Origin of the sequence: Stenotrophomonas aracearum (assembly GCF_031834615.1) — a bacterium.
Classification (GTDB): Bacteria; Pseudomonadota; Gammaproteobacteria; order Xanthomonadales; family Xanthomonadaceae; genus Stenotrophomonas; species Stenotrophomonas aracearum.
In genome coordinates, this window is record NZ_CP115543.1 from 2,080,590 (window position 1) to 2,107,157 (window position 26,568).

The 26,568-nt window shown below is 61.8% G+C and carries 27 protein-coding genes and 1 tRNA gene; 19 read left to right on the plus strand and 9 right to left on the minus strand.

Features of this window, described 5'->3' with window-relative positions; all coding sequences use genetic code 11:
* Positions 1–20: 20 nt before the first annotated feature.
* From arsB to PDM28_RS09620, 11 genes are all read left to right on the plus strand, one after another.
* Entirely contained in the window at positions 21–1,079 is a 1,059-nt protein-coding gene (gene arsB, locus PDM28_RS09570; RefSeq protein ID WP_012480203.1) for an ACR3 family arsenite efflux transporter, read from the plus strand.
* Between the two features lie 3 nt (positions 1,080–1,082).
* Positions 1,083–2,069 carry a thioredoxin-disulfide reductase gene (gene trxB / locus PDM28_RS09575; protein ID WP_311184592.1) on the plus strand — a complete coding sequence of 329 codons (987 nt, stop codon included), beginning with the start codon at positions 1,083–1,085 and terminating at the stop codon, positions 2,067–2,069.
* A gap of 24 nt (positions 2,070–2,093) precedes the next feature.
* Positions 2,094–3,167, plus strand: a complete 1,074-nt coding sequence (locus tag PDM28_RS09580) for an ArsO family NAD(P)H-dependent flavin-containing monooxygenase (RefSeq protein WP_026070021.1) — start codon at positions 2,094–2,096, stop codon at positions 3,165–3,167.
* Between the two features lie 187 nt (positions 3,168–3,354).
* On the plus strand, positions 3,355–3,789 hold the full coding sequence (locus tag PDM28_RS09585; RefSeq protein ID WP_019184704.1) for an ArsR/SmtB family transcription factor: 435 nt from the start codon (positions 3,355–3,357) through the stop codon (positions 3,787–3,789).
* A 76-nt stretch (positions 3,790–3,865) separates the two neighbouring features.
* The gene (locus tag PDM28_RS09590) at positions 3,866–4,918 is read left to right on the plus strand and encodes a PstS family phosphate ABC transporter substrate-binding protein (protein WP_311184593.1); all 1,053 of its coding nucleotides are present in this window, start codon (positions 3,866–3,868) and stop codon (positions 4,916–4,918) included.
* Positions 4,919–4,968: 50 nt separating this feature from the next.
* Entirely contained in the window at positions 4,969–5,913 is a 945-nt protein-coding gene (gene pstC, locus PDM28_RS09595; RefSeq protein ID WP_187299806.1) for a phosphate ABC transporter permease subunit PstC, read from the plus strand.
* Positions 5,913–6,842 carry a phosphate ABC transporter permease PstA gene (gene pstA / locus PDM28_RS09600; RefSeq protein ID WP_082332067.1) on the plus strand — a complete coding sequence of 310 codons (930 nt, stop codon included), beginning with the start codon at positions 5,913–5,915 and terminating at the stop codon, positions 6,840–6,842. Before pstC ends, pstA begins: the two co-directional genes overlap by 1 nt.
* Before the next feature lie 14 nt (positions 6,843–6,856).
* Positions 6,857–7,684 carry a phosphate ABC transporter ATP-binding protein PstB gene (pstB, locus tag PDM28_RS09605; protein WP_074038423.1) on the plus strand — a complete coding sequence of 276 codons (828 nt, stop codon included), beginning with the start codon at positions 6,857–6,859 and terminating at the stop codon, positions 7,682–7,684.
* Positions 7,685–7,696: 12 nt separating this feature from the next.
* Positions 7,697–8,422, plus strand: coding sequence for a phosphate signaling complex protein PhoU (phoU, locus tag PDM28_RS09610; RefSeq protein ID WP_019184709.1), 726 nt, complete (start codon positions 7,697–7,699; stop codon positions 8,420–8,422).
* A gap of 108 nt (positions 8,423–8,530) precedes the next feature.
* A complete protein-coding gene (locus tag PDM28_RS09615; protein ID WP_228892862.1) occupies positions 8,531–9,127 on the plus strand; it encodes a 3'-5' exoribonuclease in 597 nt (198 codons plus the stop codon).
* Between the two features lie 107 nt (positions 9,128–9,234).
* Positions 9,235–9,337, plus strand: a tRNA-Ile gene (locus PDM28_RS09620).
* Between the two features lie 3 nt (positions 9,338–9,340).
* Here PDM28_RS09620 and PDM28_RS09625 read toward each other — a convergent pair.
* Entirely contained in the window at positions 9,341–9,967 is a 627-nt protein-coding gene (locus PDM28_RS09625) for an SEC-C domain-containing protein (protein WP_019184711.1), read from the minus strand.
* Positions 9,968–10,012: 45 nt separating this feature from the next.
* A complete protein-coding gene (locus PDM28_RS09630) occupies positions 10,013–11,035 on the minus strand; it encodes a DNA-binding protein (RefSeq protein ID WP_019184712.1) in 1,023 nt (340 codons plus the stop codon).
* Between the two features lie 1,378 nt (positions 11,036–12,413).
* On the opposite strand from PDM28_RS09630, the gene PDM28_RS09635 reads away from it, so the two are divergent.
* Both PDM28_RS09635 and PDM28_RS09640 read left to right on the plus strand, forming a co-directional pair.
* Positions 12,414–12,743, plus strand: coding sequence for a YegP family protein (locus PDM28_RS09635; protein WP_074038356.1), 330 nt, complete (start codon positions 12,414–12,416; stop codon positions 12,741–12,743).
* A 142-nt stretch (positions 12,744–12,885) separates the two neighbouring features.
* On the plus strand, positions 12,886–13,242 hold the full coding sequence (locus tag PDM28_RS09640; RefSeq protein ID WP_129111535.1) for a hypothetical protein: 357 nt from the start codon (positions 12,886–12,888) through the stop codon (positions 13,240–13,242).
* 170 nt (positions 13,243–13,412) lie between these two features.
* Here the strand turns inward: PDM28_RS09640 and PDM28_RS09645 are convergent, their stop codons facing one another.
* Together PDM28_RS09645 and PDM28_RS09650 are read right to left on the minus strand one after the other, a co-directional pair.
* Complete coding sequence (locus tag PDM28_RS09645; RefSeq protein ID WP_049401588.1) at positions 13,413–14,354, minus strand: SseB family protein; 942 nt, start codon at positions 14,352–14,354, stop codon at positions 13,413–13,415.
* Between the two features lie 164 nt (positions 14,355–14,518).
* Positions 14,519–14,629: a BPSL0761 family protein gene (locus tag PDM28_RS09650; protein WP_311184678.1), complete on the minus strand. Its 111-nt coding sequence runs from the start codon at positions 14,627–14,629 to the stop codon at positions 14,519–14,521.
* Between the two features lie 336 nt (positions 14,630–14,965).
* Between PDM28_RS09650 and PDM28_RS09655 the strand changes: the two genes are divergently transcribed.
* The 5 genes from PDM28_RS09655 (at position 14,966) to PDM28_RS09675 (ending at position 21,767) form a co-directional block, all read left to right on the plus strand.
* A complete protein-coding gene (locus PDM28_RS09655; RefSeq protein ID WP_224482004.1) occupies positions 14,966–15,208 on the plus strand; it encodes a heavy-metal-associated domain-containing protein in 243 nt (80 codons plus the stop codon).
* 137 nt (positions 15,209–15,345) lie between these two features.
* Complete coding sequence (locus PDM28_RS09660) at positions 15,346–15,741, plus strand: hypothetical protein (protein WP_005413404.1); 396 nt, start codon at positions 15,346–15,348, stop codon at positions 15,739–15,741.
* A gap of 79 nt (positions 15,742–15,820) precedes the next feature.
* Positions 15,821–17,119 (plus strand): TolC family protein, encoded by a 1,299-nt coding sequence (locus tag PDM28_RS09665; RefSeq protein WP_024957398.1) that lies wholly within the window; start codon positions 15,821–15,823, stop codon positions 17,117–17,119.
* On the plus strand, positions 17,116–18,630 hold the full coding sequence (locus PDM28_RS09670; protein WP_005413406.1) for an efflux RND transporter periplasmic adaptor subunit: 1,515 nt from the start codon (positions 17,116–17,118) through the stop codon (positions 18,628–18,630). Before PDM28_RS09665 ends, PDM28_RS09670 begins: the two co-directional genes overlap by 4 nt.
* Positions 18,627–21,767, plus strand: coding sequence for an efflux RND transporter permease subunit (locus tag PDM28_RS09675; protein WP_005413407.1), 3,141 nt, complete (start codon positions 18,627–18,629; stop codon positions 21,765–21,767). The genes PDM28_RS09670 and PDM28_RS09675 overlap by 4 nt, the downstream gene beginning before the upstream one ends.
* Before the next feature lie 104 nt (positions 21,768–21,871).
* Here the strand turns inward: PDM28_RS09675 and PDM28_RS09680 are convergent, their stop codons facing one another.
* The gene (locus tag PDM28_RS09680) at positions 21,872–22,702 is read right to left on the minus strand and encodes a DUF4198 domain-containing protein (protein ID WP_049452571.1); all 831 of its coding nucleotides are present in this window, start codon (positions 22,700–22,702) and stop codon (positions 21,872–21,874) included.
* A 26-nt stretch (positions 22,703–22,728) separates the two neighbouring features.
* A complete protein-coding gene (locus tag PDM28_RS09685; protein WP_005413409.1) occupies positions 22,729–23,016 on the minus strand; it encodes a TonB-dependent receptor in 288 nt (95 codons plus the stop codon).
* 88 nt (positions 23,017–23,104) lie between these two features.
* Between PDM28_RS09685 and PDM28_RS09690 the strand changes: the two genes are divergently transcribed.
* Positions 23,105–23,293, plus strand: a complete 189-nt coding sequence (locus PDM28_RS09690; RefSeq protein ID WP_187756563.1) for an arginase family protein — start codon at positions 23,105–23,107, stop codon at positions 23,291–23,293.
* 29 nt (positions 23,294–23,322) lie between these two features.
* Here the strand turns inward: PDM28_RS09690 and PDM28_RS09695 are convergent, their stop codons facing one another.
* The 3 genes from PDM28_RS09695 to PDM28_RS09705 form a co-directional block, all read right to left on the minus strand.
* Entirely contained in the window at positions 23,323–23,874 is a 552-nt protein-coding gene (locus PDM28_RS09695; RefSeq protein ID WP_031269107.1) for a DUF305 domain-containing protein, read from the minus strand.
* A 74-nt stretch (positions 23,875–23,948) separates the two neighbouring features.
* Positions 23,949–24,224 (minus strand): EF-hand domain-containing protein, encoded by a 276-nt coding sequence (locus PDM28_RS09700; protein WP_311184594.1) that lies wholly within the window; start codon positions 24,222–24,224, stop codon positions 23,949–23,951.
* Positions 24,225–24,252: 28 nt separating this feature from the next.
* On the minus strand, positions 24,253–26,388 hold the full coding sequence (locus PDM28_RS09705; protein ID WP_024957401.1) for a copper-transporting P-type ATPase: 2,136 nt from the start codon (positions 26,386–26,388) through the stop codon (positions 24,253–24,255).
* Positions 26,389–26,568: the final 180 nt, after the last annotated feature.

Sequence of the window (26,568 nt, forward strand, 5' to 3'; positions counted from 1 at the left end):
CCGCTTTTCCGAGACCTGCCATGACTACTGATTCCCCCCGCCTGTCCTTCCTGGACCGGTACCTTACGCTCTGGATTTTCTTGGCGATGGCCCTTGGCGTCGGCTTGGGCGCGATGTTCGAAGGCGTCCCCAGCGCGCTTCACAGCCTGTCGATTGGATCGACCAACATCCCGATCGCCATTGGCCTGATCCTGATGATGTATCCGCCGCTGGCCAAGGTGAAGTACGAAGAGCTGCCCAAGGTGTTTGCCGACAAGCGCGTGCTGATGCTCTCGCTGGTGCAGAACTGGATCATCGGTCCGTTCCTGATGTTCGGCCTGGCGGTGCTGTTCCTGCGCGACTACCCTGAGTACATGACTGGCCTGATCCTGATTGGCCTGGCACGCTGTATCGCTATGGTGCTGGTCTGGAATCAGCTCGCCCGCGGTGATGGGCAGTATGTGGCCGGGCTGGTGGCCTTCAACTCGATCTTCCAGATCGCGTTGTTCAGTGTGTACGCGTGGTTCTTCCTGTCGTGGCTGCCGCCGGTGTTCGGCCTGCAGGGCAGCGTGATCGACGTCAGCTTCTGGACCATTGCCGAGGCGGTGCTGATTTATCTGGGCATCCCCTTCCTCGCAGGGTTCCTCACCAGCCGCTGGCTCAAGGCGCGCAAAGGCGTGCGTTGGTATGAAGAGAAGTTCCTGCCAGCGATCAGTCCGATCACGCTGGCGGCGTTGCTGTTCACGATCGTTGCCATGTTCAGCCTGAAGGGGGGCGATGTGCTGCGCATCCCGATGGATGCAGTGCGCATCGCGATCCCGCTGACGCTCTATTTCATCATTCAGTTCGTGCTGAGCTTCTTCATGGGCAAGTTCATTGCGAAGGACTACCCGCGCACGACCGCGATCGCCTTCACTGCTGCTGGCAACAACTTCGAGCTGGCCATCGCCGTCGCCATCGCCGCCTTTGGTCTGGCTTCGCCGGTCGCCTTCGCTGCGGTCATCGGACCGCTGGTGGAGGTGCCGGTGCTGATCCTGTTGGTCCATGTCGCCCTGCGGCTGGGCAAGCGCTACTTTCCTGCCGACGCACGGAGTCATTGAGTTATGAGCACGACCCGACACATCCCGCTGTTGATCCTCGGTTCCGGCCCGGCCGGCTGGACGGCAGCGGTCTACGCCGCCCGCGCCAACCTGAACCCGGCGGTGATCACCGGTCTTCAGCAGGGCGGCCAGCTCATGACCACCACCGAAGTGGACAACTGGCCGGGCGACGCCCACGGCCTGATGGGCCCGGACCTGATGGCGCGCATGCAGGCCCACGCTGAGCGCTTCGAGACCGAAGTGATCTTCGACCACATCCACACCGCGGATGTGACCCAGCGCCCGTTCAAGCTGATCGGCGACAGCGCCGAGTACACCTGCGACGCGCTGATCATTGCCACCGGCGCCACCGCCAAGTACCTGGGCATTCCGACCGAAGAGGAATTCAAGGGCCGCGGCGTCTCCGCCTGCGCCACCTGCGACGGCTTCTTCTACCGTGACCAGGACGTGGTCGTGGTGGGCGGCGGCAACACCGCCGTGGAAGAGGCCCTGTACCTGTCCAACATCGCCCGCAAGGTCTACCTGGTCCACCGCCGCGACACCCTGAAGGCGGAAAAGATCATGCAGGATAAGCTGTTCGCCAAGGTCGCCCACGGCAAGATCGAAACCGTGTGGCACCACCAGGTGGACGAAGTGCTGGGCAATGAAGCCGGCGTCACCGGCGTGCGGGTCAAGTCCACCCTGGACGGCAGCACCCGCGACATCGAGGCACACGGCTTCTTCGTGGCCATCGGCCACCACCCCAACACCAGCCTGTTCGACGGCCAGCTGACCATGAACAACGGCTACCTGGACATCCGCTCGGGCCTGGGCGGCAACGCCACCCAGACCTCGGTGGAAGGTGTGTTCGCCGCCGGCGACGTGGCCGACCAGCACTACCGCCAGGCCATCACCTCGGCCGGCTTCGGCTGCATGGCTGCACTGGATGCGGAGCGCTACCTGGATGCACTCAAGATCTCCGATCAACAGCAGAGAAAGAATGCCGCCTGAGTGAGGCGGCGCGAGGGAGCACAGATGGACAGCGTCGATGTGGTGGTAATCGGAGGTGGCCAATCGGGTCTTTCTGCCGGCTATTTCCTGCGCCGCAGCGGGCTGTCCTATGTAATTCTCGATGCGGAAGCGTCGCCCGGCGGCGCATGGCAGCATGCCTGGCACTCGCTGCATCTGTTTTCCCCGGCGGGCTGGAGCTCCATTCCCGGATGGCCCATGCCCGCCAGCCAAGGCCCCTACCCTGCGCGTGCCGAAGTGCTCGCTTATCTGGCGCAGTACGAACAAAAATATGCGCTGCCCGTTCTTCGCCCTATCCGCGTGCAACGAGTCAGCCACTTTGGCGAGCGTCTGCGGGTGGTGGCCAGGGACGGTCGGCAATGGTTGGCGCGGGCGGTGATCAGCGCCACCGGAACATGGGGGGAAGCCTACACGCCTGAGTACCAAGGGTTGGAGTCATTTGCGGGGATCCAGCTGCACTCCGCTCACTACAGCACCCCTGCGCCGTTCGCCGGAATGCGGGTGGCCATCATCGGTGGTGGCAATTCCGGTGCGCAGATTCTGGCCGAAGTATCGACGGTGGCGGAAACCACCTGGATCACACAGCACGAACCGGCGTTCCTGGCCGATGACGTCGACGGCCGCGTGCTGTTCGAACGCGCGACTGAGCGATGGAAGGCGCAGCAGGAAGGCCGGGAGCCTGACCTGCCACCAGGCGGTTTCGGCGACATCGTCATGGTGCCGCCGGTGCTCGACGCGCGGGCGCGCGGGGTGCTCGCCGCAGTCCCACCGCCGGCCCGCTTCTCCCCCACCGGCATGCAATGGGCCGACGGCACCGAGCGGGCGTTCGATGCAGTGATCTGGTGCACCGGCTTCCGCCCGGCGTTGTCGCACCTGAAGGGCCTGGACCTTGTAACCCCGCAGGGCCAGGTGGAGGTCGACGGCAGCGGCCTGCGCGCGTTGGCGGTGCCCTCGGTTTGGTTGTTGGGATACGGGGATTGGAACGGCATGGCCTCTGCCACGCTGATTGGGGTCACGCGTTACGCCCGCGAGGCGGTGAGGCAGGTCACTGCCTATTGCGCAGACCACCAGGACAGGTAGCTGACCCCTGTTGCCAGCCGTGCCAGCTTGCTCCCCTCAACGTCCCGCTCCCGCGGGATTTTTTGTGAGCGACGTTGATCGGTAACTGAATAGGTGTGTGTCATCACGGTGTCACATAGAGGGCCCACCATTTCGTCATGTCGATATATCTCGACATGTCGACATCTTGTGCAATCGGAGCACCGTGATGGCCCAGCCCCAACGCGTCTTGGATTTTGATTACTTCGAACGGCGCTCACTCAGCGCATCGATGTCGATCGACCATGCGCTGGATGCACTGTCGGCACTGAGCAACGGCGCACGTCTTGTGATCTTCCGCACGCTGGTGAACCACGAGCCGGAAGGACTGACCGCCGGTGTCCTGACCGACATGATGGGAATGCGGCACAACACCTTGTCCAACCATCTGGCCGTGCTGAGCCGAGGCGGATTGATCTGCGGCACCCGCGAAGGCCGCTTCGTGCGCTATCGCGCCTGCCTGGACGGCATGCATGGTTTGCTGGCCTTCCTGCTGGACGATTGCTGCGGCGGTCGTTCCGAGCTCTGTCTGCAGCCTCATCCCACCGATCCCGCCTGCGATTGCGTGGCGGAGGTCCCTGCCCCACCGCGGCCGCTCAAATAGTCGTGTACCGCCCGGCTGGGGAGTCGGGGGGTACCTAACCATCGCACCCATGCTCATCTGAACCTCGGAGACTTACATGTACCTGCGCCTCACTTTGCTTGCCGCCGCAACGCTCAGCATCCTCGCCTGCTCGCCGTCTGGAACACCTGCTACCACTGGCCAGGACAGTGCCGGGGCACCTGCAAAAGCCGGCGAGATCACCGGCATGGTGAGCACGGACGGCTCGTCGACCGTGTTTCCCGTCACCGAAGCGATGGCTGAAGAGTTCCAGAAAGAAAATGCCGGCATCAAAGTAACGGTCGGCATGTCAGGAACCGGTGGCGGCTTCAAGAAGTTCTGCCGCGGCGAAACCGACATCTCCAATGCGTCGCGCCCGATCAAGGGTGAGGAGAAGGAAGCCTGCAAGGCCGCTGGCGTAGAGTACATCGAGCTTCCAGTCGCGATGGACGCTCTGACAGTTGTGGTCAACCCACAGAACACCTGGGCCAATGACCTCACCGTCGACGAACTGAAGGCCATGTGGGTCCCTGAAGCACAGGGCAAGATCACCAACTGGAACCAGATTCGTCCGAGCTTCCCGGACAAGCCGCTGGTCCTCTACGGTGCGGGCACCGATTCGGGCACCTACGACTATTTCACCGCTGCAATCGTTGGCAAGGAGCACTCCAGTCGCGGCGACTACACGGCCTCGGAGGACGACAACGTGCTGGTGCAGGGAGTCTCGGGTGATGCCAATGCACTGGGGTTCTTCGGTTTGGCCTATTACGAAGAGAACGCCGACAAGCTCAAGGCAGTAGGCATCAAGACCAACGCCGCCGCCCAGGCGGTCGCGCCCAGCGTCGAAACCGCGCGCTCCGGCCAGTATCAGCCTCTGTCGCGCCCGATCTTCATCTACGTAAGCAGGAAGGCCGCCGAAACCAAGCCCGAGGTCGCGCGCTTTGTCGAGTTCTATCTGGACTCCAAGCACTCCGAAGGATTGGTGCAGGAGGTGGGCTATGTACCGCTGCCGGAGAACGCATTGGCCGCAATGCGCGAGCGCTTTGCAAAGCGGGAGATTGGCACCGGCTTCACTGGCTCGAAGATTGGCGTTTCCATCGACGAGCTGCTGAAAGAGAAGCTGGTTTACTGACAATCATGGTCGGCGCGCACAGCGATGTGCGCGCTGGCTGAGGCCGTCTGATGAAAAGTAGTGGTTCCTTCCTCGATGTGGGTCCTGTCCCGCTTCAGCCAAGCGACGCATTTCTGCGCCGCCGCCATGCCATCGACACAGGCATTCGCCTGGTACTGTTCGTCGCAGCGGCGCTATCAGTTCTGGTCACCTTCGGCATCCTCTACGTCCTTCTCAGTGAGAGCTTGAAGTTCTTCACTCAGGTGTCCATCGTGGACTTCCTGACCGATACGCATTGGACGCCCGTCTTCGAAGAGAAGCACTTCGGGATCATGACACTACTGTCGGGTACGCTGATGACCACGGCCATTGCCTTGGTTGTTGCCGTGCCTGCCGGCACGATTCTCGCGTTGTATCTCAGCGAGTTCGCCAAGCCCAGGCTCCGTGAAGCGGTAAAGCCGTTCCTTGAGCTCATTGCAGGCGTACCAACGGTCGCTTTCGGGTACTTCGCTCTGTTGTTCTTGACGCCCATCTTTCAATCCTTCATCCCGGGTCTGGCGCGCTTCAACCTGCTCGTGTCTGGGGTGGTCATCGGCATCATGATCTTGCCCTACATCGTATCCATGAGCGAAGATGCCATGCGCGCCGTGCCTGATTCGCTGCGTGAGGGGGCATACGCACTGGGATTCACCCGCCTGCAGACCGGACTGAAGGTGGTGACGCCAGCTGCGCTCTCGGGCGTCACCGCCGCTTACTTGCTCGGAATGTCGCGGGCGGTCGGCGAGACTATGGTAGTGGCTATCGCTGCCGGCCAGCAGGCCAGGATCGCGACCAATCCGCTCGAGGGTGCAGCAACTATCACCTCATACATCGTGCAGTTGAGCATGGGCGATCTTCCACATGAGTCGATTGCCTATCAGACCATCTTCGCCGCCGGATTGACGCTTTTCGCACTTACGTTCAGTTTCAACCTCTTCGCCTTCTGGCTCCGCAAGCGCTACCGGGAGGCCTACTGATGCGCGACCACATCGAGCCCATGGGCCTTGACGATGCTGCAATTACACGGCGCGCAAGAGTTTCAGACTTGTGCTTCACCGTGCTCGGGCTGCTGGTACTGTTCCTGACCCTGACCATTCTGATGGCGCTTGTAGCCGACTTCGTAGTCGACGGCGCGGCCAGACTCACTCCAGACTTTTTCACCAACTTCCCCTCTCGCCGACCTGAGTCTGCCGGTATTCTCTCGGCGTGGATCGGTACTTGCCTTGTCATGCTGGTGACCGGGGTCCTTGCCGTGCCGGTGGGGGTCGCCGCAGGCGTCTATCTTGAGGAATACGCCCCGAAGCACTGGGTCACCGACTTTATTGAGGTCAATGTCACCAACCTTGCTGGCGTTCCTTCGATCATCTTCGGACTGCTGGCACTGGGGCTCTTCGTCCAGATGTTCGGGCTCGGCCAAACGATCCTGGTCGCGGGCATGACGCTTGCTCTGCTGATCCTGCCCATCATCATTGTCGCGACCCGCGAGTCACTGCGTGCCATTCCTCAAGACATCCGCGAGGCTGCTTTCGGGCTGGGGGCAGATCAGTGGCAGACCGTCAGCATCTTTCTGCTTCCGGCCGCGCGTCCGGGAATCCTGACTGGCGCCATCGTGGGCATGTCGCGGGCCATTGGCGAAACCGCGCCGATCATCACCATCGGCGCACTGACCTTCATTGCCTTCCTGCCGCCGTCACCAATCCAGGCATCTGCTCCCTTCATCAGTTTTGAATGGCTCAGCTCCCCCTTCACCGTGATGCCCATCCAGATGTTCAACTGGGTGTCGCGACCGCAGGCTGGCTTTCACGTGAATGCAGCCGCCGCCGGGCTGGTGCTGCTGGGCATGACCCTGCTGATGAACGGCTTTGCAATCTGGCTGCGTTACCGCCTTCGCCGCCGCTTGCGGTGATCCACGGAGACAACATGAATCACTCGACCATCTCAATTCCGGTTCCCGTGGCCGAACGCACCTCAACCCCCGCCCACGATGCGACGGTGCGTGCTGAGGTCCGTGGGCTTGACTTCCATTATGACAAGTTCCACGCGCTGAAGGACATCAACCTGTCGATCGGCAGCAACCAGGTCACTGCGCTGATCGGCCCCTCGGGCTGCGGCAAAAGTACGCTACTGCGCTGCTTCAACCGGATGCATGACCTGTATCCGAATAACCGGTACTCCGGCGCGATTACCCTCATGCCGGAGAACCTGAATATCGTAGGGCCGGATGTGGACCCGATGCGCGTGAGGCTGCGCATTGGCATGGTTTTTCAGAAGCCAAATCCGTTCCCGAAATCGATCTTTGACAACGTGGCCTCAGGGATCATGATTCGCGGTGTGCGCAACAAATCAGTTGTCACTGAGCATGTCGAACGCGCATTGCGCGGAGCGGCCCTCTGGGATGAGGTGAAGGACAGGCTTGGTAAGTCAGCATTCGAGTTGTCCGGCGGTCAGCAGCAGCGTCTGTGCATAGCCAGGGCGCTGGCGCCCAACCCCGAGATAATTCTCTTTGATGAACCCACATCTGCACTCGATCCCATTGCAACTGCGCGGATTGAAGAGCTGATCGACGAGTTGCGTGCGCAGTACACCATCGTCATTGTTACCCACAACATGCAGCAGGCTGCGCGGATCTCGGACAGGACGGCATTCATGCACATGGGACAGCTCATTGAGAGTGGCCCTACGGCGGAGTTTTTTACCAATCCGAAAGAGCAGAAGACCCACGAGTACATCACCGGCCGTTTCGGCTGAGGAGCAAAGGTCATGACCGACCATATTGTCCAGTCTTTCGATGTCGAGCTGCGGGGGCTTACTTCACACATCCTTGAGCTCGGCATCCTTGCCGAACAGCAGCTTACGGATGCCGTCTGGTCGCTACGGCGTGGCAACGAGCAAATGGCCAAGGAAGTGGCAGAGCGTGAGGAGCGACTGAACCGGCTTGCGGCGCAGATTGATAGCGACGCTGTGAGCATGATCGCGCGTAGACAGCCGCTAGCGATCGACCTTCGCCATGTGATGGCGGCAATCCGAATTAGTTCAAACCTGGAGCGCGTGGGCGATCTTGCTTACAACATTGCCAAACGCTCGATGGCAATGAGCGAGGCTCCGATACCAGCAGAGCTTGCGGAGCCTATGCAGCGTATGGCCGAGCTCACGCTATTGCAGCTGAAATCAGCGCGGGAGTCCTTTGCCACGATGGACATTCATTCGGCTTATCGCGTTTGGGAGGAAGATGCAGTAATTGACGCGATGCACACGATCTTGTTCAAGGATATCGTCCAATGCATGGCCGACGACCGCGCCTCCGCATTTGACTTAGCTCACCTGCTGTTCGTCGTCAAAAATATCGAGCGGGTTGGTGACCACGCAACCAACATAGCCGAGGACGTCGTATACATGGTCAGCGGAGCGTTACCCATCGGCAAACGCCCCAAGATGGATGAAAGCACCCTGCCCAGGGCGGGAAGTGACAACCTCGGCAACAGCTAACAAACCCACTATCCCTGCATATTGGGCCGCTGCGCCCAACGGCGACGAGGTCGGAGAGCCGTTTTGTGACGACGGGACTACCTCCTTCCCCAGATTTCACGTTGCACCATGCAACGGGTTATTTATCGCATGGTGTTGTGGCACCATGGAGTGATGGCGGTGACATATTACTTTCTTGATACCGAGTGGTCCGATGTATTGGGCGCTGAGTTGGTCAGCCTCGCGCTGGTCCGGGAGGATGGGGAGCAGGACTTTTACGCCGAACGTGCCGATCTTTCCGAAACGCCGACCGACTTTGTTCGCCAGGCCGTATACCCGCTGCTGACCCGCGGAAATGCGGCCATGTCGGATGCGGCTTTGACCACGGCGCTTCGTGCCTTTCTGGGGTCGGTTGCGACGCCAGCGGTGATGGCGGACTACCCAAACGACTTGCACCTCTTGCAGTACGCCTTGGATGGCTTTGAACTGCCTGACGAGCAGGCTGCAGCCTGCGGCCCAATTCCCACCCCCATCCTGACGCGCATGCTGAAGGACGGCCTCACGGGAATGCTGGTAGAAGATTGGTTCGCCGCACATCCGGAGCAAAACGCCAAGCGCCATCACGCGCTGGCGGATGCGCAGGCGTTGCGGATGGCGTGGCTGGTCGCTACCGATCGCCTGCCGCCGCCAGCATGGGCCAAGTCGTACCGGCGACTCAGGGTATAGAAGCTCTGCTGGCTTTGATGCATTGAGCGAATTGGGTATGCTTGCGCCATGAGTCACATCTGCCAGCTCGGCCACCGAATACCGGCGTGATCGCATTGATCGATCACGCCCCTGTTGCTCATGTTGGTCAGAGCGCCGGCCTTATACCCCGGTGAGAGCACGCGCCAGATAAGCGCGTACACGTCGGTTCGATTCCGACCGGGGGCACCACCGTCAATGACGGAAGAATGCTTCTACTTGCGCGCCATGGCAGCGCTTGTACTTGCTGCCGCTGCCACACAGGCACGGCGTATGTTCACGCAGTCCCGCACCGAGTGACTGGCCCAAGAAATCCCTGGCCTGTAGAAGGGGCTGGATTTCATTGGCGGGAACGCTCACTTCTCCATATTGGGATGCTCGCTCGCCGCGGTTCATCACCCGGACTATCGCTTCAGACATCTGGATGAAGTGCTTGATGAGCATGTCATCGCGTAACGGCATGCGGACGTTGTCGATGGCCAAGCCCTCGTAGCGTCTGCGCGGATCGGGCACAAAGAGAATGCGTGTCTCACCTTCAGGCTTTGGCGTGATGTCGACCATTTCACCCTCGGGGCTGACCCACACGGCATGGAATTCTGCCTCCACCAGCACGTGCGGCCATTCCCACAGCTGCCAACCGCACCGCATCTGGCCGCCGTCCCGCGTGATCTTCGCTTGCACGTTGGGAAAGCACTCATGCACGATCGCATCGGCTTCCGGCTGCACAGGCAGATAGACGGGCTCTGCGCCGCGCACGACGGAATCGGTCAGGCGCCGCACTGCACGGGTGATTTCCGGGGGTGTGGTCGTTACCACGGTCATAGCAAAGCTCCTTGCGATCGTTGCGCCTAGTGTTCTCAACCTAGGTTATGGCTCCGGCGTCTCTTCCGATGAGATCCGCTTCGAGCCTTTACCGCCGGTACTGGCCGGCTGTAGCTGGGCCAAAAGCGGCTCCAAGGTGCTCAGACGCACCGTGGCGCGCAGGGTCCCCGCCTCGGCGTGCTCGCGTCGTTCGCGCTCCTGGGTCAATTCGGTCCGAGCTTGGGTGAGCTCCTGTCGTACTGCTTCCAAACTCTGGGTATCTTGGCTCCAACGCACCTGCAGCGCCTGGTGTTCGGCCGCTGTGAGGCGCAGCGTATCGAGCTCGCCTTGTTGTGTCTGGATGGTCTGGCGCAACTGCGCTAACTCCCTTTCCAGCCGAGTGTGGCGTTCCAGCCATTGGCCGTTTTCCCTGTTGAGCTGCACCAGGTCGTGGTTTTTGGTGGTCAACACTTCGTTGGCTTGGCGCAGGGCGACCTGCAGTTCCTGCACCTGGTGCTCATGCCGGCGTTGCTCCTGCTCGCGCTGGTCTTTGACCGAGGTGCGGTAGTGCTCAAGGGCTTCCCTGGCATGCTCGTGCTTCTGTTCCAGGGAGCGCGCATGGCTTTCGTGCTCGGTCAGTCGCGCTGTGAGGCCCGCGATGCGCTCCTCTAGCTGGGCCAGTTCAGTGGTACGGCTGGCCAAGTCGCGCCTAGCCGCTTCGCCGGCCTCGCGCTCTGTCTGCAGCGCCGCCTCGGTGCGCTGAAGCTGCGCACTGAGGCTTCCGGCCTCTTGCCGGGCCTGTTCCAAGGCTTGGGTGCCCGCTTGCAGCTCGGCCTGGAAGCGCTCTTGCGCTTGGGCGATCAGCGCCTCGGCCTCGCCGTGCAGTCGCTCGGCCAGCCGCGCGACCAGGTCCTGCAGGGCATCGCTGACAGCGATCTTGGCGCGTAGGCCTTGCCCTTCCTCCTCTTCCAGCTCCTTCAGGTAGCGATGGATGGTGGTTTTGGACCCAGTGTTGCCCAGCGCCACGCGGACGGCGTCCACCGAGGGGTTCTTACCTTCGGCCCGGAGGATGTCGCGGGCGCGCTGCACATTGTTCGTCGACAGACAATTCTGCCCTGATCAGGCAGAGATTCTGCCCCTTCAGGCAGACAATACTGGCTCGCCGTGAATCCATGCAGAGATTTCTGGCTGTAGATTGGCCCGTTGCACACATCTACCGTTACAGGACCAGTTGAGCTCGCAGTTTAAGGAGCCTCTTACTTCATCGAAGGCCTGTCCGTCCTCATCGAAGCGCTTTCCGCCGGTGCCTGCCGATGGCCCGATCTGTCTGAGTAGACATGATCCGCCACAGGCCAGTTATCGGAGAGAAGAACCCGGCCGGGGTTTCCCTCGCGCCCTGGACGAATCCGCGGAGCATGGCAGTCATCAGATTCATGGTCGTCACCTCGCCCAATGGTGGATCAGATGTATCGGTACTGCACCGTAACACGCGCTGCCGACGGCTAGCTGCGCTTGTGGGCAGCCCTCGGCCTGACTGGTCAGATGGGTTGAGACGTTTCCCCCACAGGTTACCTGAGTGGCGAGCCGTGGCATTCTTGCGGCAAGCAGCTTCTGCAGCAGGCGTCCTATGCACTGGGATCCACCATCGGAAACGACCGCGTCTGCTCAAGCCAGGGTGGATGTCGCGACAGATTGGCTCGATGCGGACACTTTCGAAGCGTTGCTGAGCCCGGATGCCCTTCAAGGCCGGACCCTGAAGCAATGCCTTCAATCTGACAGCGTTTTGGGCGTGTGGATCGCAGAACGGAAGCTCTATCTCTTTCCACAGTGGCAGCTCGACCCTGCTGGGACACCTTGGGCTGGCCTCTCTGCAGTGTTGGCGCTACTGCGTGGGCCATATGGCGTTTCAAGCGGCGAACCTACGTCTGGGTGGGAGGAAATCGAGTGGCTGGTCGCTCCGCATGCTCTATTGTCCGGCGCGAAGCCATCAGAGGTACTTGCTCTGGATCCGGATCTGGTCCTGGCCGTGGCCAAGCAAGAGTTCTCCTCTTCTAGCGATGATGGCCGCTGGTGAACCCTGATCCTTGCGCTGAACCTTGACCAGGCAATTCGGGACGTTTCCCCCACGCTTTTAGCTCGCCTTTCAGCCGGCCACTAGGCGTGGCCCGGCCGCGCTGGTGATGATGCCCATGCCGTTCGCGCTACGTGCGTCCTGGGCTGCGCCAGGTATTGATGAGGTTGACGACTCGGTGTACTATCGGGACGTACTCAAAAAACACAATAAAATCAATGCGTTACCTCGCATAACGCATCTTATGTTTGTCAGGGCGATGTAAATGTCTATATGGCTTCGGTTTTTGCCGGATGCTGCCGATCTTTCGTCGAGGTGCGGCTTTCCCTGATAGACACTCAGGATTTCCTCTGACAGATTCGCTTGGCCAATCCAGGCGCAGCTAGGGGAACTTGCATGGCAGCTCGATATGTTCTGAGTCGTTCGGGAACGCAGTACCGCTTTGTCCTTAAGGCCGGCAACAACGAGATCATCCTCACCAGTGAATTGTATGCCTCCAAGCAAGGGGCACTGACTGGAATTGCTTCAGTCAAGGCGAACTCTCCTGAAGATTCGCGCTATGAGCGCAAGAACGCGGCAAACGGCCAGCCTATGTTCAACCTCAAGGCCGCTAATGGCGAGCGCATTGGTACCAGTGAGACCTACTCTTCCACCCAGGCCCGCGAGGCAGGAATTCAGGCTGTTAAAAACAACGGGCCAACTGCGCCAGTTGACGACCAGGCTTGAATTCCAAATGGGGAGCATGCCGCTCCCCTCCGCGGGCGTGCCCTATTCGTGAGGCTTGGGACGTTTTCCCCACAGATCGCCCACAATCTTCCGACTTGCTAGACTCGTGTTCTGTGTGGTCTCCATAGTGCGAGGCGGCTGAATGCACTTCGACACCTTTACGCCCGCTCAACGGATCCTCCGAGATGCGGCTGACGCGCGCCAAACACTTGCTGAGCAATGGCTCACTGCAGCACAGGTCAGTCAGGGGCTTGGCTCTCATGCTCCGAACGGTGGCCGCTTGGTCAGCCAGTTGCGCCGCGCTGGCAAGTTGCTGGGGGTCTACGTCACCAATCCGTCGCCCAGTTACCGCTACCCGACATGGCAGTTCCTCCCGAGCGGCCAGCCTGTGGACCACTTGGCCGAGATTCTGGCTGTGCTGCGTGAGTTCGGTCCTTTTGAGCAAGAAGGTCGGCAGGGATTCGTGAGAAAAACAGCCGAATCGTCTCTAACACCATGATTCAACGAGGAAACACCCCTCGACGTCAGGCAGTTCGTGGATTACAGACCTAGGCTTGATTGAACCAGAAGCCGCGTGACACAGGCATTCCTGGAGTACTGCTCAGGCACGCGTGCCCTTCTTGAATATTGGATTCAAGAGTTTCCACGCTCCTGACCCAACGGAAACCTTCAAGAAGGCTCTGACCGTCGCCTGATCCATTGCAGTAGTTCCTCGTGCGGGATCGTACGTCCAGCGTCGACGTCGGCCATACCCTCGCGGGTCCGCCGTTCCTTCTCTTCCTCGGTCAATCCCGGAAGGAGTGCTAGTAGCTTATCTTCAGGGCTCATAGGCCGATGAGCTGTGCTCAAGTTGGCTTGATTCTCGTGAAAAAATATGGGCAGGATCTGGGGATCATCCAAGCCCGCCGGCAAAGGCAGCGATACGTCGTGGACCGCCAAGTCGATGATGACGTCCAAATCTGAGCATAAGGGCTGTATGGCGGTGGTCACCAGACGAGCCGCCCGCTCGGCGAAAGCCAGGTCCACCACCAGCCAGATCAACAGACCGGGAGGCTGTTCGACGCCCCCTGACGAGTGAGTTTCCAGGAGATAGGCCGACGAGACGAAGTCGGCGTGCTCAAGGCTGCCGCTGATGGCCGGAGCGAGCCAAGCCGGCGCGGCCTGGGCAGGTCTCACCGCGAACTCCGCCGGCGCCAGACGTTCCACCCTGGCCAGAAAGCCCGTATCCAACAATGTCGCAACCTCTTCCGGGTACAGGACAACGCCGCCGTAGTTGGGATTGAGCATCAACGTCGCGCCGCGAGTACCGGTTAGCAGCTCACGGCCTGAAACTCCCAGAATTCTGACAGCAGACGAGCTGGCCGCCTGCGCCTTGTCGAGCGAGGTAAAGAAAGGGATCGCATCGAAACCGTCAGGATGGCGGAACTGGACCAGCCGCAGTGTCTGCGCGTCGTCCGAGATGGGCGCATGCACGTACACGATCGCATCCATCAGTCGCTTGAAGAATGCGCGTTCCTCGGCCGCACTGTCGCGGGCCCGTTCAAAGGAAGCCTCCAGCGCTGTCTCCGCAGACGTAGTCCCTCTTCCACGCGGCCTGCTCGGTTGCTTCATGGTCAGATGCGATGAGGGCCAAGCGGGTACCCGGAGAACCAATCCGCCTCGATCTCGCTGCTCAGGTAGGGTCGTACGAAGGCCGACTGGGTCAGCGCTCGCAGCCGCTCTTCGTGCTCAGCAATCGCCTCGATGTCGCTGACGGTTGGATAGTGCCGCAGCAGTCAATATGCCTCTTGCCGCACCTCTTTAGGCACGGCTTGGCTGGCCGCTAGCTGCCTGAGGAACGCGCCCGCCTGCAGCACATTGCGGGTGCGCTCAGATGGCATCGTCATGACATCAAGAATGACTAGCACTAAGGAATGCTTAGCTTATCGCGTTTGTGGCCGGCCAGGGCACGGTGCAACTACAGACCTTGCGATTCCTGTATTAATGTAATATAATCAATAACTTAATTCGCATAAGTGAGCGTTATGTCCATGGAGTGAGGGCCAATAGGAACGAGCAGGTAGCCTGAGCCTTCCCATGATGGGAAGGTCAACAACGCGGGACGGATTACCACTCAACTTGCCTGTCGTTTGACCTTCCCACCGTGGGAAGGCTCATCGTCACGCCGTCGGCAAACCGCCGATGCTTTTGGAGGGTTGTCCATGAATCTCGTTGTTGAAGGTATGACCTGTGGTCACTGTGTCCGAACGGTCACCCAAGCCATTCAGGCCCTTGACCCCCACGCCCAGGTGGACGTCGATCTGGGCAGTGGCGTGGTCAAGATCGAGGGCCTGCTTGCCGTAGAACAGGCGGTTGAGGCTATCCAGCGGCAAGGCTATGTGATCGCTGCGGTGCTCCCTTCTGAGGCTGGTACGCCGGCCGCCCCGGCCGTCGCATCCTCCTGCTGCGGCGGATGCCACCGCTGAGTCCGCGCGAGGGCTTGATCCTGATCAATGACAGTCGGCCCCAAGAGGGCTAGACTGGCCATCATGAGAGCTCGCACGTCCCCTGCCCTGATCTGCCCAGCGTCCGCAGGCGCTGCTTCGGGCGTGCGGGAGCTGTCATGGTGAGGCTGCTGAGGCGATGGCGGCGACCCCGTTCTCGTGCCCGACTGGCATGGCTGGGACTGTGGGCGCTGCTGCTGCAGCAACTCGCGCTGGTGGCTTACGCCTGTCCGCTGGAATCGGTGGAAGCTGGACAAGCGACCCTGATGGTCGGTTGCGAAGAGATGTCCACGCCGGATCCCGATGCTCCGGCGTTGTGCGACCAGCATTGCCAGCGCGATCACATCGCCACGGCCGATGCGAAGGCCCCTCAAGTGCCTTACCAGCCCGCGCTGGCCGCCTTCGCGCTGGTGCAGGCTCTGTTGCCACCGGTACACGCGCAGTTGTATCGGGATGTTCCGGTGTGCGTGTCCGATCCGCCTCCCCTGCAGCGCTTCTGTAGCCTGCTGATTTAAGCCCCCTCCTGGATTGACCCGTGCTCGTGCTGCATGCGTTGCAGCGCGCTCGTTGTCGTTTCCCGGAGGTCTTATGGAGATGTCTTTCTTCTTGCGTGCAAGGCGCAAGATGGCGTGTGGGTTCGTGTTTGCCCTGGCGCTCAGTGGTCCTGTGCTGGCGGCATCGCCCGCTATCCCGATCAGCTACACAGAAGCCCTACAACGGGCGCTTGCTAACGCCCCAACCCTGCAGGTGCGCCGATCGCAGATCGATGCCAGTACCGAAGAAGCCGCGCGTGCTGGCGCGCTTCCCGACCCACGTTTGATCGTGGGGCTGGCGAACTGGCCCGTCAGCGGACCCGATGCCTTCAGCTTGCGGGCCGATGAGATGACCACCCAGCAAATCGGTCTGATGCAGGAGTTTCCTGCGCGTGCGAAACGACGTGCCGAGCACGCGTTGGCGCAAGCGACGCTGGCGCAAGCGCGCTCACTGTCGATGGCCGAACAGCAGATGGTGGCCCAAGCGGCCGCGCTGGCCTGGATCGAGCTGTGGAGTACGCAGCAAGCCGTAGATGCGTTGGAAGGTCTGCGCGAGCCGGCCCGTATAGCCGAGCGTGCGGCGCGTGCTCGCTTGGCAGGCGGCACGGCCGGGGCCAGTGATGTGCTTGCCGCCCAGGCCGCCCTACTGCAGTTGGACAATCGCCTGGAGCAGGTACATGCGGAGCACGCCGCCGCGCAGGCCGGCCTGGCGCGGTGGTTGGGTATTGCACCAGAGGCGATCTTGGCCAGTGGTGCGGCACCGGATTTTTCGCAGTTGCCATTGGAGCCCACCCAACTGCTGGCCAAACTGGACCAACACACGCCACTACTGGGCTGGGAGGCACGCGAGAGCTTAGCCCAGGCCCAGGTGGATGCGGCCGTGGCCGAAACCCGCCCGGATTGGAGTGTGGAGCTCACCTACGGACGTCGCGAGCGCGCACCCGACGGCATGGCGCGCAGCGACATGCTCATGGTGGAAGTGGGTGTGGGCCTGCCGCTGTTCCAGAAGAACCGCCAAGCACGAGGCATCGCGGCACGGCGGGCCGAGCTGGAGGCGGTGTCCGCAGAGCGCGATGAGGCCCGGCGCATCCAAGCCGAGTCGGTGCAACGCGCGATAGCGCGATGGCGCGGGTTAACCGGCCAGTTGGAGCGCCAGAACACGCAGAGCCTGCCTTTGGCGCGCGATCGTGCACGCACGGCGTTGGCCGCCTACGGCGCCGGTGCCGACCTGCAGCCGTGGCTGGAAGCGCGGCGCGATGAGATCGAATTGCACCTGGAGAACGCCCGTCTGCTGGGCGAACAGGGCCGTGCCTGGGCGGCACTGGCCTATCTGCTACCCCATGAGGAGAACACGCCATGAGCCCGACCAAGACGCGTCTCACACAGCTCGCCGTGGCCCTCGGGTTGCTGGCGCTCGGCTTTGCCGGCGGCTACGCCTGGATGACTCGAACCTCTGATACCACCCCGCCCCCCGGCACGAGCGTCGCAGATCAAGCACGCAAGGTGCTGTACTGGTACGACCCCATGGCGCCGGAGCAGCGATTCGACAAGCCGGGCAAATCTCCGTTCATGGATATGGAGTTGCTGCCCAAATACGCAGATGAGGCCATAGGGGGCGGAACGCAGATCGATCCGCGCCTGCAGCAGAACGTGGGCATACGCACTCAGGAAGTGACGGTAGAGTTACTAGGGACTGCCGTACGCGTGCCGGGCACACTGACGTGGGATCTGACCCAGGAAAGCGTGATCAGTGCGCGCATGGAAGGCTTGATCACCCACGTGCAGGTAAAGGCGCCGTTTACCGAGGTTCGTCGTGGTCAAACGCTGGCCACCGTGCAGGCCCCGGCATGGAACGCGGCCATCGCCGAAGCACATGCCCTGAGCCAAGCTCAGTCCGCGGGCGCGCGTGAGCTGCAGGGTGCGGCGCAACAACGGTTGCGTTCGTTGGGTGTTCCTTCTGGCGCCTCGGCCAGAAGTGGCGTCGTGCTTAGCGCAGACCACAGTGGTGTCGTGACCGAGATCCTGGCACGCGAGGGACAGACGGTGATGCCCGGTACGCCACTGTTCAAGATCAATGGGCTGGACACGTTGTGGCTGGAGGCCTCGGTACCCCAGGCAGCGCTGGGCACCTTGCGGCCGGGGACCTCAGTGCAGGCCACGGTCAGTGCCTGGCCGGCAGAGCGCTTTGCCGGACAGATCCAGGCGTTGCTTCCCCAGGTCGACATGGCTAGTCGCACGCAGCGGGCGCGAATTGTGCTGCGCAACCCGCAGCGTCGGCTGGTGCCGGGCATGTTCGCCGAGGTTCTGGTGCAGCCCGACGCCGAGCAGGCCCTGCCAGTCGTTCCCACGGAGGCGCTGATCGCCACCGGGCGGGACAGCCGGGTCATCGTGCAGGATCCGGACGGGAGCTTCCGGCCAGTGCGGGTGAGTGTGGGACGTAGCGTGCAAGGGCGCACGCAGATCGTGGCAGGCTTGGCCGGTGGTGAACGCGTGGTCGTCTCGGGTCAGTTCTTGCTCGACTCCGAAGCCAGTCTCTCCGGTGCGTTGGAGCGCCTGGGTGCTGCACAACCGACACGCCCTGCCAGCGCATCAGGTGTGCACGAGCGCCATGACGCCGGGCACGAACCACGCACTGTCGTGCCGTCACCGTCCAGACAGCCGGCGCCTGTCGCGCCAGACACCTCCACCTCTACGCCGCCGCGCTGCCCGGTGCAGTACTGGTATGACCCGATGGTGCCGGAGAAGCATTTCGACAAGCCGGGCAAGTCACCGTTCATGGATATGCAGTTGGTACCCAAGTTCGGCCCCGCCGCAGCCGCTGATTGCCAGGCAAGCGAGGTCATGTCCGAAGCGATGGAGGGCACACCATGATCGCGCGCCTGATCCATGCTTGCATCGCCAATCGCGTGCTGGTGCTGGTTGCCGCCGCGCTGCTGGCGGTGGTCGGTATCTGGTCGGTAAAGAACACGCCGCTGGATGCGCTGCCGGACCTGTCCGATACCCAGGTCATCATCCGCACGCAATGGGCGGGGCAAACCCCGCGCATCATCGAAGACCAGGTCACCTACCCGTTGGCCACCACGATGTTGTCCGTGCCGGGCGTGAAGGCGGTACGCGGCTTCTCCTTCTTCGGTGATTCATTCGTCTACATCCTGTTTGACGATGCCACTGATCTTTACTGGGCGCGCTCTCGAGTGCTCGAGTACTTGAGCCAGGTACGCGATCGACTTCCGCCGAATGTGAATCCGGCGCTGGGTCCTGATGCGACAGGACTGGGCTGGATCTACCAGTACGCCTTGGTGGATCGGACAGGTCAACGTGATGTGGGGCAGCTGCGTGCGTTGCAGGACTGGTTTCTTCGTTATGAGCTAAAAACCGTGCCGGACGTGGCTGAAGTAGCCAGTGTGGGCGGTGCGGTGCGCGCCTGGCAGATCCAGCCCGATCCGCAGGCGTTGGCGGCCCGTGGACTGACGGTGGCCGAGCTCATCGAGGCGGTGGATGCGGCCAACGGCGCTACCGGGGGCTCGGTGATCGAACAAGGCGAAGCCGAACTGATGGTGCGCAGCGAAGGCTACCTGCGCACACAGGAGGCGTTCGAACAGGTGCCGGTAACCGGCAACGACGGCATCCCCGTCCTGCTCGGCGAGGTGGCCACGATCAGTCGCGGGCCGGTCTTCCGTCGTGGTATCGCAGAGTTGGATGGTCAAGGTGAGGTGGCCGGCGGCGTGATCGTCCTGCGGACCGGCAAGGATGCCTTGGGGGCCATTCGGAACGTCAAAGCGCGACTGCAGGCGTTGCAATCCAGCTTGCCCGAGGGCGTGGAAGTGGTGCCGGTGTACGACCGCTCCGAGCTGATCCAGGATGCGGTACGCAACCTCACCCACAAGCTTGGCGAAGAGTTTCTGGTCGTAGCGCTGGTATGCCTGCTGTTCCTGTGGCACCTACGCTCGGCGTTGGTGGCCGTCATCACCCTGCCTTTGGGTATCCTGGCGGCCTTCATCGTGATGCACGCCCAGGGGATCTCCGCCAACTTGCTGTCATTAGGCGGCATCGCCATCGCCATTGGTGCGATGGTCGATGCAGCGGTGGTGATGATCGAAAATGCACACAAGCATCTGGAGCACTGGCGGGAGGCGCACGGCCGGGAACCTCAGGGTGAGGAGCGCTGGCAGCTGATGGCCCGCTCGGCGGCCGAGGTCGGACCGGCCCTGTTCGCCAGCTTGCTGGTCATCACCCTGTCTTTCGTGCCGGTTTTTGCCCTGCAGGCGCAGGAAGGGCGATTGTTCTCGCCTCTGGCCTACACCAAGACCTACGCGATGGCCGCCGCAGCAGGGTTGTCGGTGACCTTGATCCCCGTCTTGATGGGCTACCTGATCCGCGGCCGCATCCGCCCGGAACAGCAGAACCCCATCAATCGCATCCTGATCGCTGGCTATCGGCCCATCCTGCTGTGGGTCCTCAAACATCCCGGTGTCACCTTGCTGCTCAGCGGCCTGCTGCTAGTGCTCACCTTGATCCCCTTTAGCCGGTTGGGCAGTGAGTTCATGCCGCCCTTGGAAGAAGGCAGCCTGTTGTACATGCCCACGGCCCTGCCCGGCCTGTCCGCCGACAAGGCCCGTCAGTTGCTCCAGCTCTCGGGCCGGATGATCAAGACCGTACCGGAGGTTGAGCACGTGTTCGGCAAGGCGGGCCGTGCCGAAAGTGCGACCGATCCGGCACCGATCGAAATGTTTGAGACCACCGTGACCTTCAAGCCGCGGGATCAATGGCGCCCGGGCATGACCCCCCAGAAGCTACGCCAGGAGTTGGACGCAGCGGTCAAGATTCCCGGTCTGACCAACCTATGGGTCCCGCCCATTCGCAATCGCATCGATATGTTGGCCACCGGCATCAAGAGCCCGATTGGGATCAAGGTCTCCGGACCCGATGTGGAGCAGATCGAGCGCCTGAGCCAGCAGATCGAGCAGGTGGCCAAGACTGTGCCCGGCGTGAGTTCGGCACTGGCCGAACGCGTCACGGGTGGGCGCTATGTCGATGTACAGGTGCGCCCGGAAATCGCTGCACGTTACGGATTCACTCAAGGCCAACTCCAGCAACTGATTGCCACGGTCGTTGGCGGTGATCCAATCGGGGAAACGATCGAGGGGCGCGAACGCTATCCCATCGTCTTGCGCTACCCCCGTGGCCAGCGTGACTCGTTGCAGGCCTTGCAGGATCTGCCGCTGATCGCGCCAGGCGGTGTGCAACTGACCTTGAGCCAGGTGGCGGAGCTGTCAATCAGCCCAGGCCCGCCGATGCTCAAGAGCGATAACGGCCGGTTGGTGGGCTACATCTACGTGGATGTGGCCGATCGCGACTTGGGATCGGTGGTCCAGGACCTGCAAGCCGCGGTGCAGACCCAGGTGAGTTTGCCTGCCGGCTATGGTCTGGCGTGGTCGGGGCAGTACGAGTATCTGCAACGGGCTTTGGCACGCCTGCAATGGGTGGTGCCCGCGGCGTTGGCGATCATCTTCCTGGTCATCTGGATGGTGTTTCGCCGGCTTAGCGATGTATCCATCATCCTGCTCAGCTTGCCCTTGGCGTTGGTGGGCGGTTTCTGGTTGATCTGGGGGCTGGGCCATGCGATTTCGGTGGCCAGCATGATCGGATTCATCGCCCTGGGCGGCGTTGCGGCTGAGTTCGGCGTCATCATGCTGCTGTACCTGCGTCATGCCTGGGAGCAGCGCTTGGCCAGCGGTGCGCCGGAAGATGTGTCTACCCTGCAAGAGGCTATCTACGAAGGCGCCGTGCAACGGGTGCGCCCGAAGGCGATGACGGTAGCCGTCATCCTGGCCGGGTTGTTTCCGCTTTTCGTCGGTGCCGGTGCCGGCTCGGAGGTCATGCAACGTATCGCCGCGCCGATGCTGGGTGGCATGCTCACCGCACCGGTGCTCTCTATGGTGGTGATTCCCGCAGCGTTCTATCTAGTGCGGCGACGTGGATTGCGCGCGGCGCGGGGCGACCAATGAGAGACAGACTGAGCACTTGAGGTAAGTCCCCACAAAAAGACGCCAGTCATGGAAGAAGTCATGACTGGCGTCAAAGGGGAGAGTACCGCCTACATGCTTACTTATCAGTGCCCGGCGTGCGGGGAAATCTCAAAGCTCAGCGACGCCCGATCCGACACAAAATCCAAACCCTTTTGTGTAGAGGGCACCATGTGATTGGTGTGGATGTACCAGGTCTTGGCGGTGGTCACCTGGAAACTGGCTTGGCCTTGGGCATCGGTGCGCAGGAGCGTAGCGCTACCGTGCCCACCCTTGACCGGTGCGTCAGCACGATGACCGACGTACACGCGTAGGTTGGGCACTGGCGTGCCCTGCTGCAGCACCTGGAACGACAGCTGTTCGCCGACCTTCACGCTTCCAGGATTGCGGGCCAAGCGGATCTCCAGCGGATAGCCCAGCGAGGCAGCGAAATCGTCGGTCAGTTTTGTGCCCACCTGTCCAATGGTACGAGCATGCTTGGTATAGCTATAGGTGACCCCTTTGGGAAACTTGCTCGCATCATAGGTGGCCAGGGTATCGGGCAAGTCTTCCAACTCCAGGTACTTGCCGAACTCGCTGGCCGTACGCGTGCTGGTGGAGGCCATCGTCGAGACCCCCAGCAGATAGGTGCCCTCGCCCGCCGGATGCACGGTGAGCTGGCTCTGCTTGCCGACCTCTTTCCAACTGGCCAAGTCCGGTGCAGCCTTAGCGCCGCCCTGACTCAGCGAAACGTCCTGTAGACGCGCTCGGGTGACTGCACCTGCACTTTCATCGAAGGTGCCATTGTTCACCAACGCTGTGTTCGCCTCGCCCGCTGCGGTGCCAGGCTTGGAGAAAGCGACAAACAGGTCGTGCGCACCGGCACTGCCGGCCACAGCGAACAGCAGTAGTGTGGCGGATAGTTGCGTGTTTCTCATGATGTGTAGCTCCTCGTGATCGTGGCTTACCAGTGGTAACCAAAGCGGACATTCCAGCGACGACCCAGCAAGTCGTACGTCATGGTGTCGGTGTCGGTGTTGGGGTTGTTCTTCACGAACGGCGCCTTCTTATCGAGCACTTTTTCAACGCCGGCGGAGATATCCCACTTCTTCTTGATGCCGTAGCTCAGTTGCAGGCTGTGGTACACCACGCTGGACACATGCGAGCCGATCGTGTCGGGCACGGCGATGATGTCGTCCGCGCTGCCGATGTACTGCGCCGAATAGACGCCGGTCCAACGGTTCTTGCCCATACGCAGTGAGCCCAAGCCACGCCACTGGGTGTAGCTACCCAAGCCGCTGGTGATCTTGCCGGCGTACTCAATGGTGGTGGCCCCGGGCGTGAGCGCCCCCAACCCACGCGGGGTGAGTCTGGAGGTCCTGGAAGCCCTGCTGGATCTGGTCATGGCCTCGGGCAAGGTACGTGTGGTCGACGTGGCGGAACTGTGTCCGCCCCTGGATCCGGATCAAGCCACCGCACGTGTGGCCGCGCGTTTGATCCACCGAATGGTCAGTGCGCAGGCTCAGTGAAGTGATATCGGCTGGCAAAAGGCAGTGAGCTAATGGGAACGCTCAGCCAGCAACTGCTTCATTTGCGCGATCTCCTGTGTCTGCGAGGTAATAATGTCCTGGCAGAGCTTCACCAACTCAGGATCCTTCAGACGATTCTCCTCACACATCAGGATGGCGCCAGCGTGGTGGGGAATCATCGAACGGATGAACTGTTTGTCAGTGACCGCTGCTTGAGTGCGAATGCCCCACCAGCAGAACAGCATGAACGCCACCGTCAGACCAGCCAGAATCAGATTGCGTCGGCGATCGGGGTACATGCTGGACATTAGCCACAGCTCGATCAGCAGCATGGGAGCGGCCATCAGGCCCGCCATGTAGAACTGGTTCACGTTGTTATAGACGTTAGCCCACTGATCGACCATTGCGTACATCAATGCGTACATGGCCACGAAAGACAGGCCCATCATCAACAACAGGCGGCCGTAATGGCCTTGATGCCCTTGTTGTGCCTGGTGGGCAGGTTGGTGTGAGGCGTGCGGTTTTGCGTGCTGGGACTGCGGGTCTTGCGCGTTTTCGTGCGTACCGTGCGAAGAGGACATAACAATCTCCGTGGGAATGGCAGAACGGCGGAAGAACCCGGGAACTGTTGGAACAGCTCCCGGGCTGAGAACACTTACATACCCTTGCCGGCAGCGAATTCCTGCGGGCTCAGCTTGCCATCTTTGTTGCTATCGAGCATGCCAAAGTGCGGCGCCAGCTTGTGCTTGGCCAGTTCTTCCTTGGACAGCGAGCCGTCCTTGTTGGCATCGAGCTTGGTGAAATCGGCATCGGCCGCCGCCGGCTTGTGCTGACCGTGGTCGGTGGTGGGCGTGGTGGTCTGGCCGCCGGCGAAGGCCGCGCCCGCCATCAGGAACAAGGCCATCATCGAGAGGGAGGCATAATGCTTCATTGCAGTACTCCTTGTGGGATATGAGCCATCAGTGACAGGAATGGCCGCGCGCAGGCTCATCGGCGCGGTCAGGGTGGGGGGTGGCAACAACGGTGGAGCCGGACAAACGCAGGGCATTGGTGACCACCGAAACCGAGCTCAGGCTCATGGCCAGGGCCGCCATCATCGGACTGAGCAAAAGGCCGAAGCTGGGATACAGCAAGCCGGCGGCGATAGGCACGCCGATGGCGTTGTAGACGAAGGCGAAGCCCAGGTTCTGCTTCATATTGGCCACCGTCAAAGACGAGATGGCACGGGCTTGCACGATGCGCCTCAAATCACCCTTGACCAGGGTGAGCTGGGCGCTGGACATGGCCACATCCGTGCCCGTCCCCATCGCGATGCCCACATCGGCTGCCGCCAGGGCCGGCGCATCGTTGATGCCATCGCCAGCCATGGCCACGCGACGACCCTGGGCTTTGAGTTGCTGGACCAGGTCGGCCTTGTCCTGCGGCTTGACGCCACCACGCACATCCTCGATGCCCAGCGTGCGCCCCACGGCCTCGGCCGTCGCCTGTGCGTCACCGGAGGCCATCACCACGTGCAGGCCATCGGCACGTAGCAGGTTCAAGGCAGGCAAGGTCGTGGCTTTGATGGGATCAGCCACCGCAATGGCGCCGGCCAACCGACCATTGACCGCCAGGAACATCACGCTAGCGCCTTCTTTCCGAAGACGCTCGGCGCTGCTTTGCAAAGGTGCTACATCGGCGCCAACCGACGCCATCAGGCTTTGGTTGCCGAGCACGACATCCTGATCGGACACGCGCCCGCGGACGCCTTGGCCGGTGAGCGAATCAAAATCTTGGGCGGCCACCAGGTTCAAGCCACGTCGCTGGGCTTCAGCCACGATGGCCTCGGCCAAGGGGTGCTCACTGCCCTGCTCCAAGCTGCCGGCCAAACAAAGGATCTGATCGGCGTCGAAGCCGGCGTTGGAGAGCGTGTCGCGAAAGGCTGGACGCCCCTCGGTCAACGTACCGGTCTTGTCCACGATCAACGTGTCGATCAGACGTAGCTGCTCGATCGCCTGAGCATCGCGGAACAGGACCCCGACCTGCGCAGCGCGGCCAGTGGCGACCATGATCGACATGGGGGTAGCCAAACCCAAGGCACACGGGCAAGCAATGATCAGAACCGATACGGCATTGAGGACGGCAAAGGTCCAGGACGGTTCGGGTCCAAACAGACCCCATCCGAAGAACGTGAGCACCGCCGTGGCCAGCACGGCCAGGACAAACCAGTACGCCACCTTGTCCGCCATACGCTGCATCGGCGCGCGGGAGCGCTGGGCTTGGGCTACCAACTGCACAATCTGCGCCAGTACCGTCCCGGATCCGACTTTGTCCGCCCGGATGACTAAGGCGCCCGTCCCGTTGAGCGTGGCGCCTATAACGTGATCACCGACAGCCTTCTCCACCGGAATGGGTTCACCGGTCAGCATCGACTCATCGACACTGGCGCGGCCTTCGATGACTTCCCCATCGACCGGCACCTTCTCGCCCGGTCGTACGCGAAGCAGATCACCCACGTGCACGTGATCCAGCGCAACGTCCTCTTCGCCCCCATCGGGTTTGACGCGGCGAGCCGTCTTGGGCGCCAATCCCAGCAGGGACTTGATGGCCGCCGAGGTTTTGGAACGCGCCCGCAGTTCCAGCAGCTGTCCGAGCAGGGTGAGCGAGACGATGACCGCTGCCGCCTCGAAGTAGACCCCTACCCGTCCATGCTCGCGGAAAGAGTCCGGAAACAGGTCCGGTGCCACGGTGGCCACCACGCTGTAGCCAAACGCGGCGGCCACGCCGATGCCGATCAGCGTCCACATGTTGGGGCTGCGATTGCCGATGGACTGTAGGCAGCGCTCAAAGAAAGGCCACCCCGCCCAGAGCACCACCGGGGCGCTCAGCACGAGCTCAATCCAGGTGCGCGCCTGCGTGGACAAGCCGGGCAGACGGTGTCCCAGCATGGCCAAGACCAGGACGATCAACGTCAAAGGCAACGTCCACCAGAACCTTCGGGTGAAATCGCGTAACTCTGGATTGTCGTCCTCCTCCAGCGAGGGCATCTCCGGCTCCAGCGCCATGCCGCAGATCGGACAGGTGCCGGGACCTGGCTGACGAATCTGCGGATGCATCGGGCAGGTGTAGACCGTGGCGTGGGTACCGCTGGGTTGGGCCACCGCTGCTGGGGCGGTCACTTCAACTTGCTGGGGAGCATCGTCCGTATAGCGGACGGGATTGGTGATGACCCGTCCATCCGCAGCCTCGACAGGGGCTGCGCCTGCAGAATGGTGATGGTCATGGGACGACGGTGA

Bases quoted from the DNA above. Each gene is read 5' to 3' on its own strand.
- arsB (WP_012480203.1), top strand. From the start codon at position 21: ATGACTACTGATTCCCCCCGCCTGTCCTTCCTGGACCGGTACCTTACG.
- trxB (WP_311184592.1), top strand. From the start codon at position 1,083: ATGAGCACGACCCGACACATCCCGCTGTTGATCCTCGGTTCCGGCCCG.
- PDM28_RS09580 (WP_026070021.1), top strand. From the start codon at position 2,094: ATGGACAGCGTCGATGTGGTGGTAATCGGAGGTGGCCAATCGGGTCTT.
- PDM28_RS09585 (WP_019184704.1), top strand. From the start codon at position 3,355: ATGGCCCAGCCCCAACGCGTCTTGGATTTTGATTACTTCGAACGGCGC.
- PDM28_RS09590 (WP_311184593.1), top strand. From the start codon at position 3,866: ATGTACCTGCGCCTCACTTTGCTTGCCGCCGCAACGCTCAGCATCCTC.
- pstC (WP_187299806.1), top strand. From the start codon at position 4,969: ATGAAAAGTAGTGGTTCCTTCCTCGATGTGGGTCCTGTCCCGCTTCAG.
- pstA (WP_082332067.1), top strand. From the start codon at position 5,913: ATGCGCGACCACATCGAGCCCATGGGCCTTGACGATGCTGCAATTACA.
- pstB (WP_074038423.1), top strand. From the start codon at position 6,857: ATGAATCACTCGACCATCTCAATTCCGGTTCCCGTGGCCGAACGCACC.
- phoU (WP_019184709.1), top strand. From the start codon at position 7,697: ATGACCGACCATATTGTCCAGTCTTTCGATGTCGAGCTGCGGGGGCTT.
- PDM28_RS09615 (WP_228892862.1), top strand. From the start codon at position 8,531: ATGCAACGGGTTATTTATCGCATGGTGTTGTGGCACCATGGAGTGATG.
- PDM28_RS09625 (WP_019184711.1), bottom strand. From the start codon at position 9,967: ATGACCGTGGTAACGACCACACCCCCGGAAATCACCCGTGCAGTGCGG.
- PDM28_RS09635 (WP_074038356.1), top strand. From the start codon at position 12,414: ATGGCAGCTCGATATGTTCTGAGTCGTTCGGGAACGCAGTACCGCTTT.
- PDM28_RS09640 (WP_129111535.1), top strand. From the start codon at position 12,886: ATGCACTTCGACACCTTTACGCCCGCTCAACGGATCCTCCGAGATGCG.
- PDM28_RS09645 (WP_049401588.1), bottom strand. From the start codon at position 14,354: ATGAAGCAACCGAGCAGGCCGCGTGGAAGAGGGACTACGTCTGCGGAG.
- PDM28_RS09650 (WP_311184678.1), bottom strand. From the start codon at position 14,629: ATGACGATGCCATCTGAGCGCACCCGCAATGTGCTGCAGGCGGGCGCG.
- PDM28_RS09655 (WP_224482004.1), top strand. From the start codon at position 14,966: ATGACCTGTGGTCACTGTGTCCGAACGGTCACCCAAGCCATTCAGGCC.
- PDM28_RS09660 (WP_005413404.1), top strand. From the start codon at position 15,346: ATGGTGAGGCTGCTGAGGCGATGGCGGCGACCCCGTTCTCGTGCCCGA.
- PDM28_RS09665 (WP_024957398.1), top strand. From the start codon at position 15,821: ATGTCTTTCTTCTTGCGTGCAAGGCGCAAGATGGCGTGTGGGTTCGTG.
- PDM28_RS09670 (WP_005413406.1), top strand. From the start codon at position 17,116: ATGAGCCCGACCAAGACGCGTCTCACACAGCTCGCCGTGGCCCTCGGG.
- PDM28_RS09675 (WP_005413407.1), top strand. From the start codon at position 18,627: ATGATCGCGCGCCTGATCCATGCTTGCATCGCCAATCGCGTGCTGGTG.
- PDM28_RS09680 (WP_049452571.1), bottom strand. From the start codon at position 22,702: ATGAGAAACACGCAACTATCCGCCACACTACTGCTGTTCGCTGTGGCC.
- PDM28_RS09685 (WP_005413409.1), bottom strand. From the start codon at position 23,016: ATGGGCAAGAACCGTTGGACCGGCGTCTATTCGGCGCAGTACATCGGC.
- PDM28_RS09695 (WP_031269107.1), bottom strand. From the start codon at position 23,874: ATGTCCTCTTCGCACGGTACGCACGAAAACGCGCAAGACCCGCAGTCC.
- PDM28_RS09700 (WP_311184594.1), bottom strand. From the start codon at position 24,224: ATGAAGCATTATGCCTCCCTCTCGATGATGGCCTTGTTCCTGATGGCG.
- PDM28_RS09705 (WP_024957401.1), bottom strand. From the start codon at position 26,388: ATGCATCCGCAGATTCGTCAGCCAGGTCCCGGCACCTGTCCGATCTGC.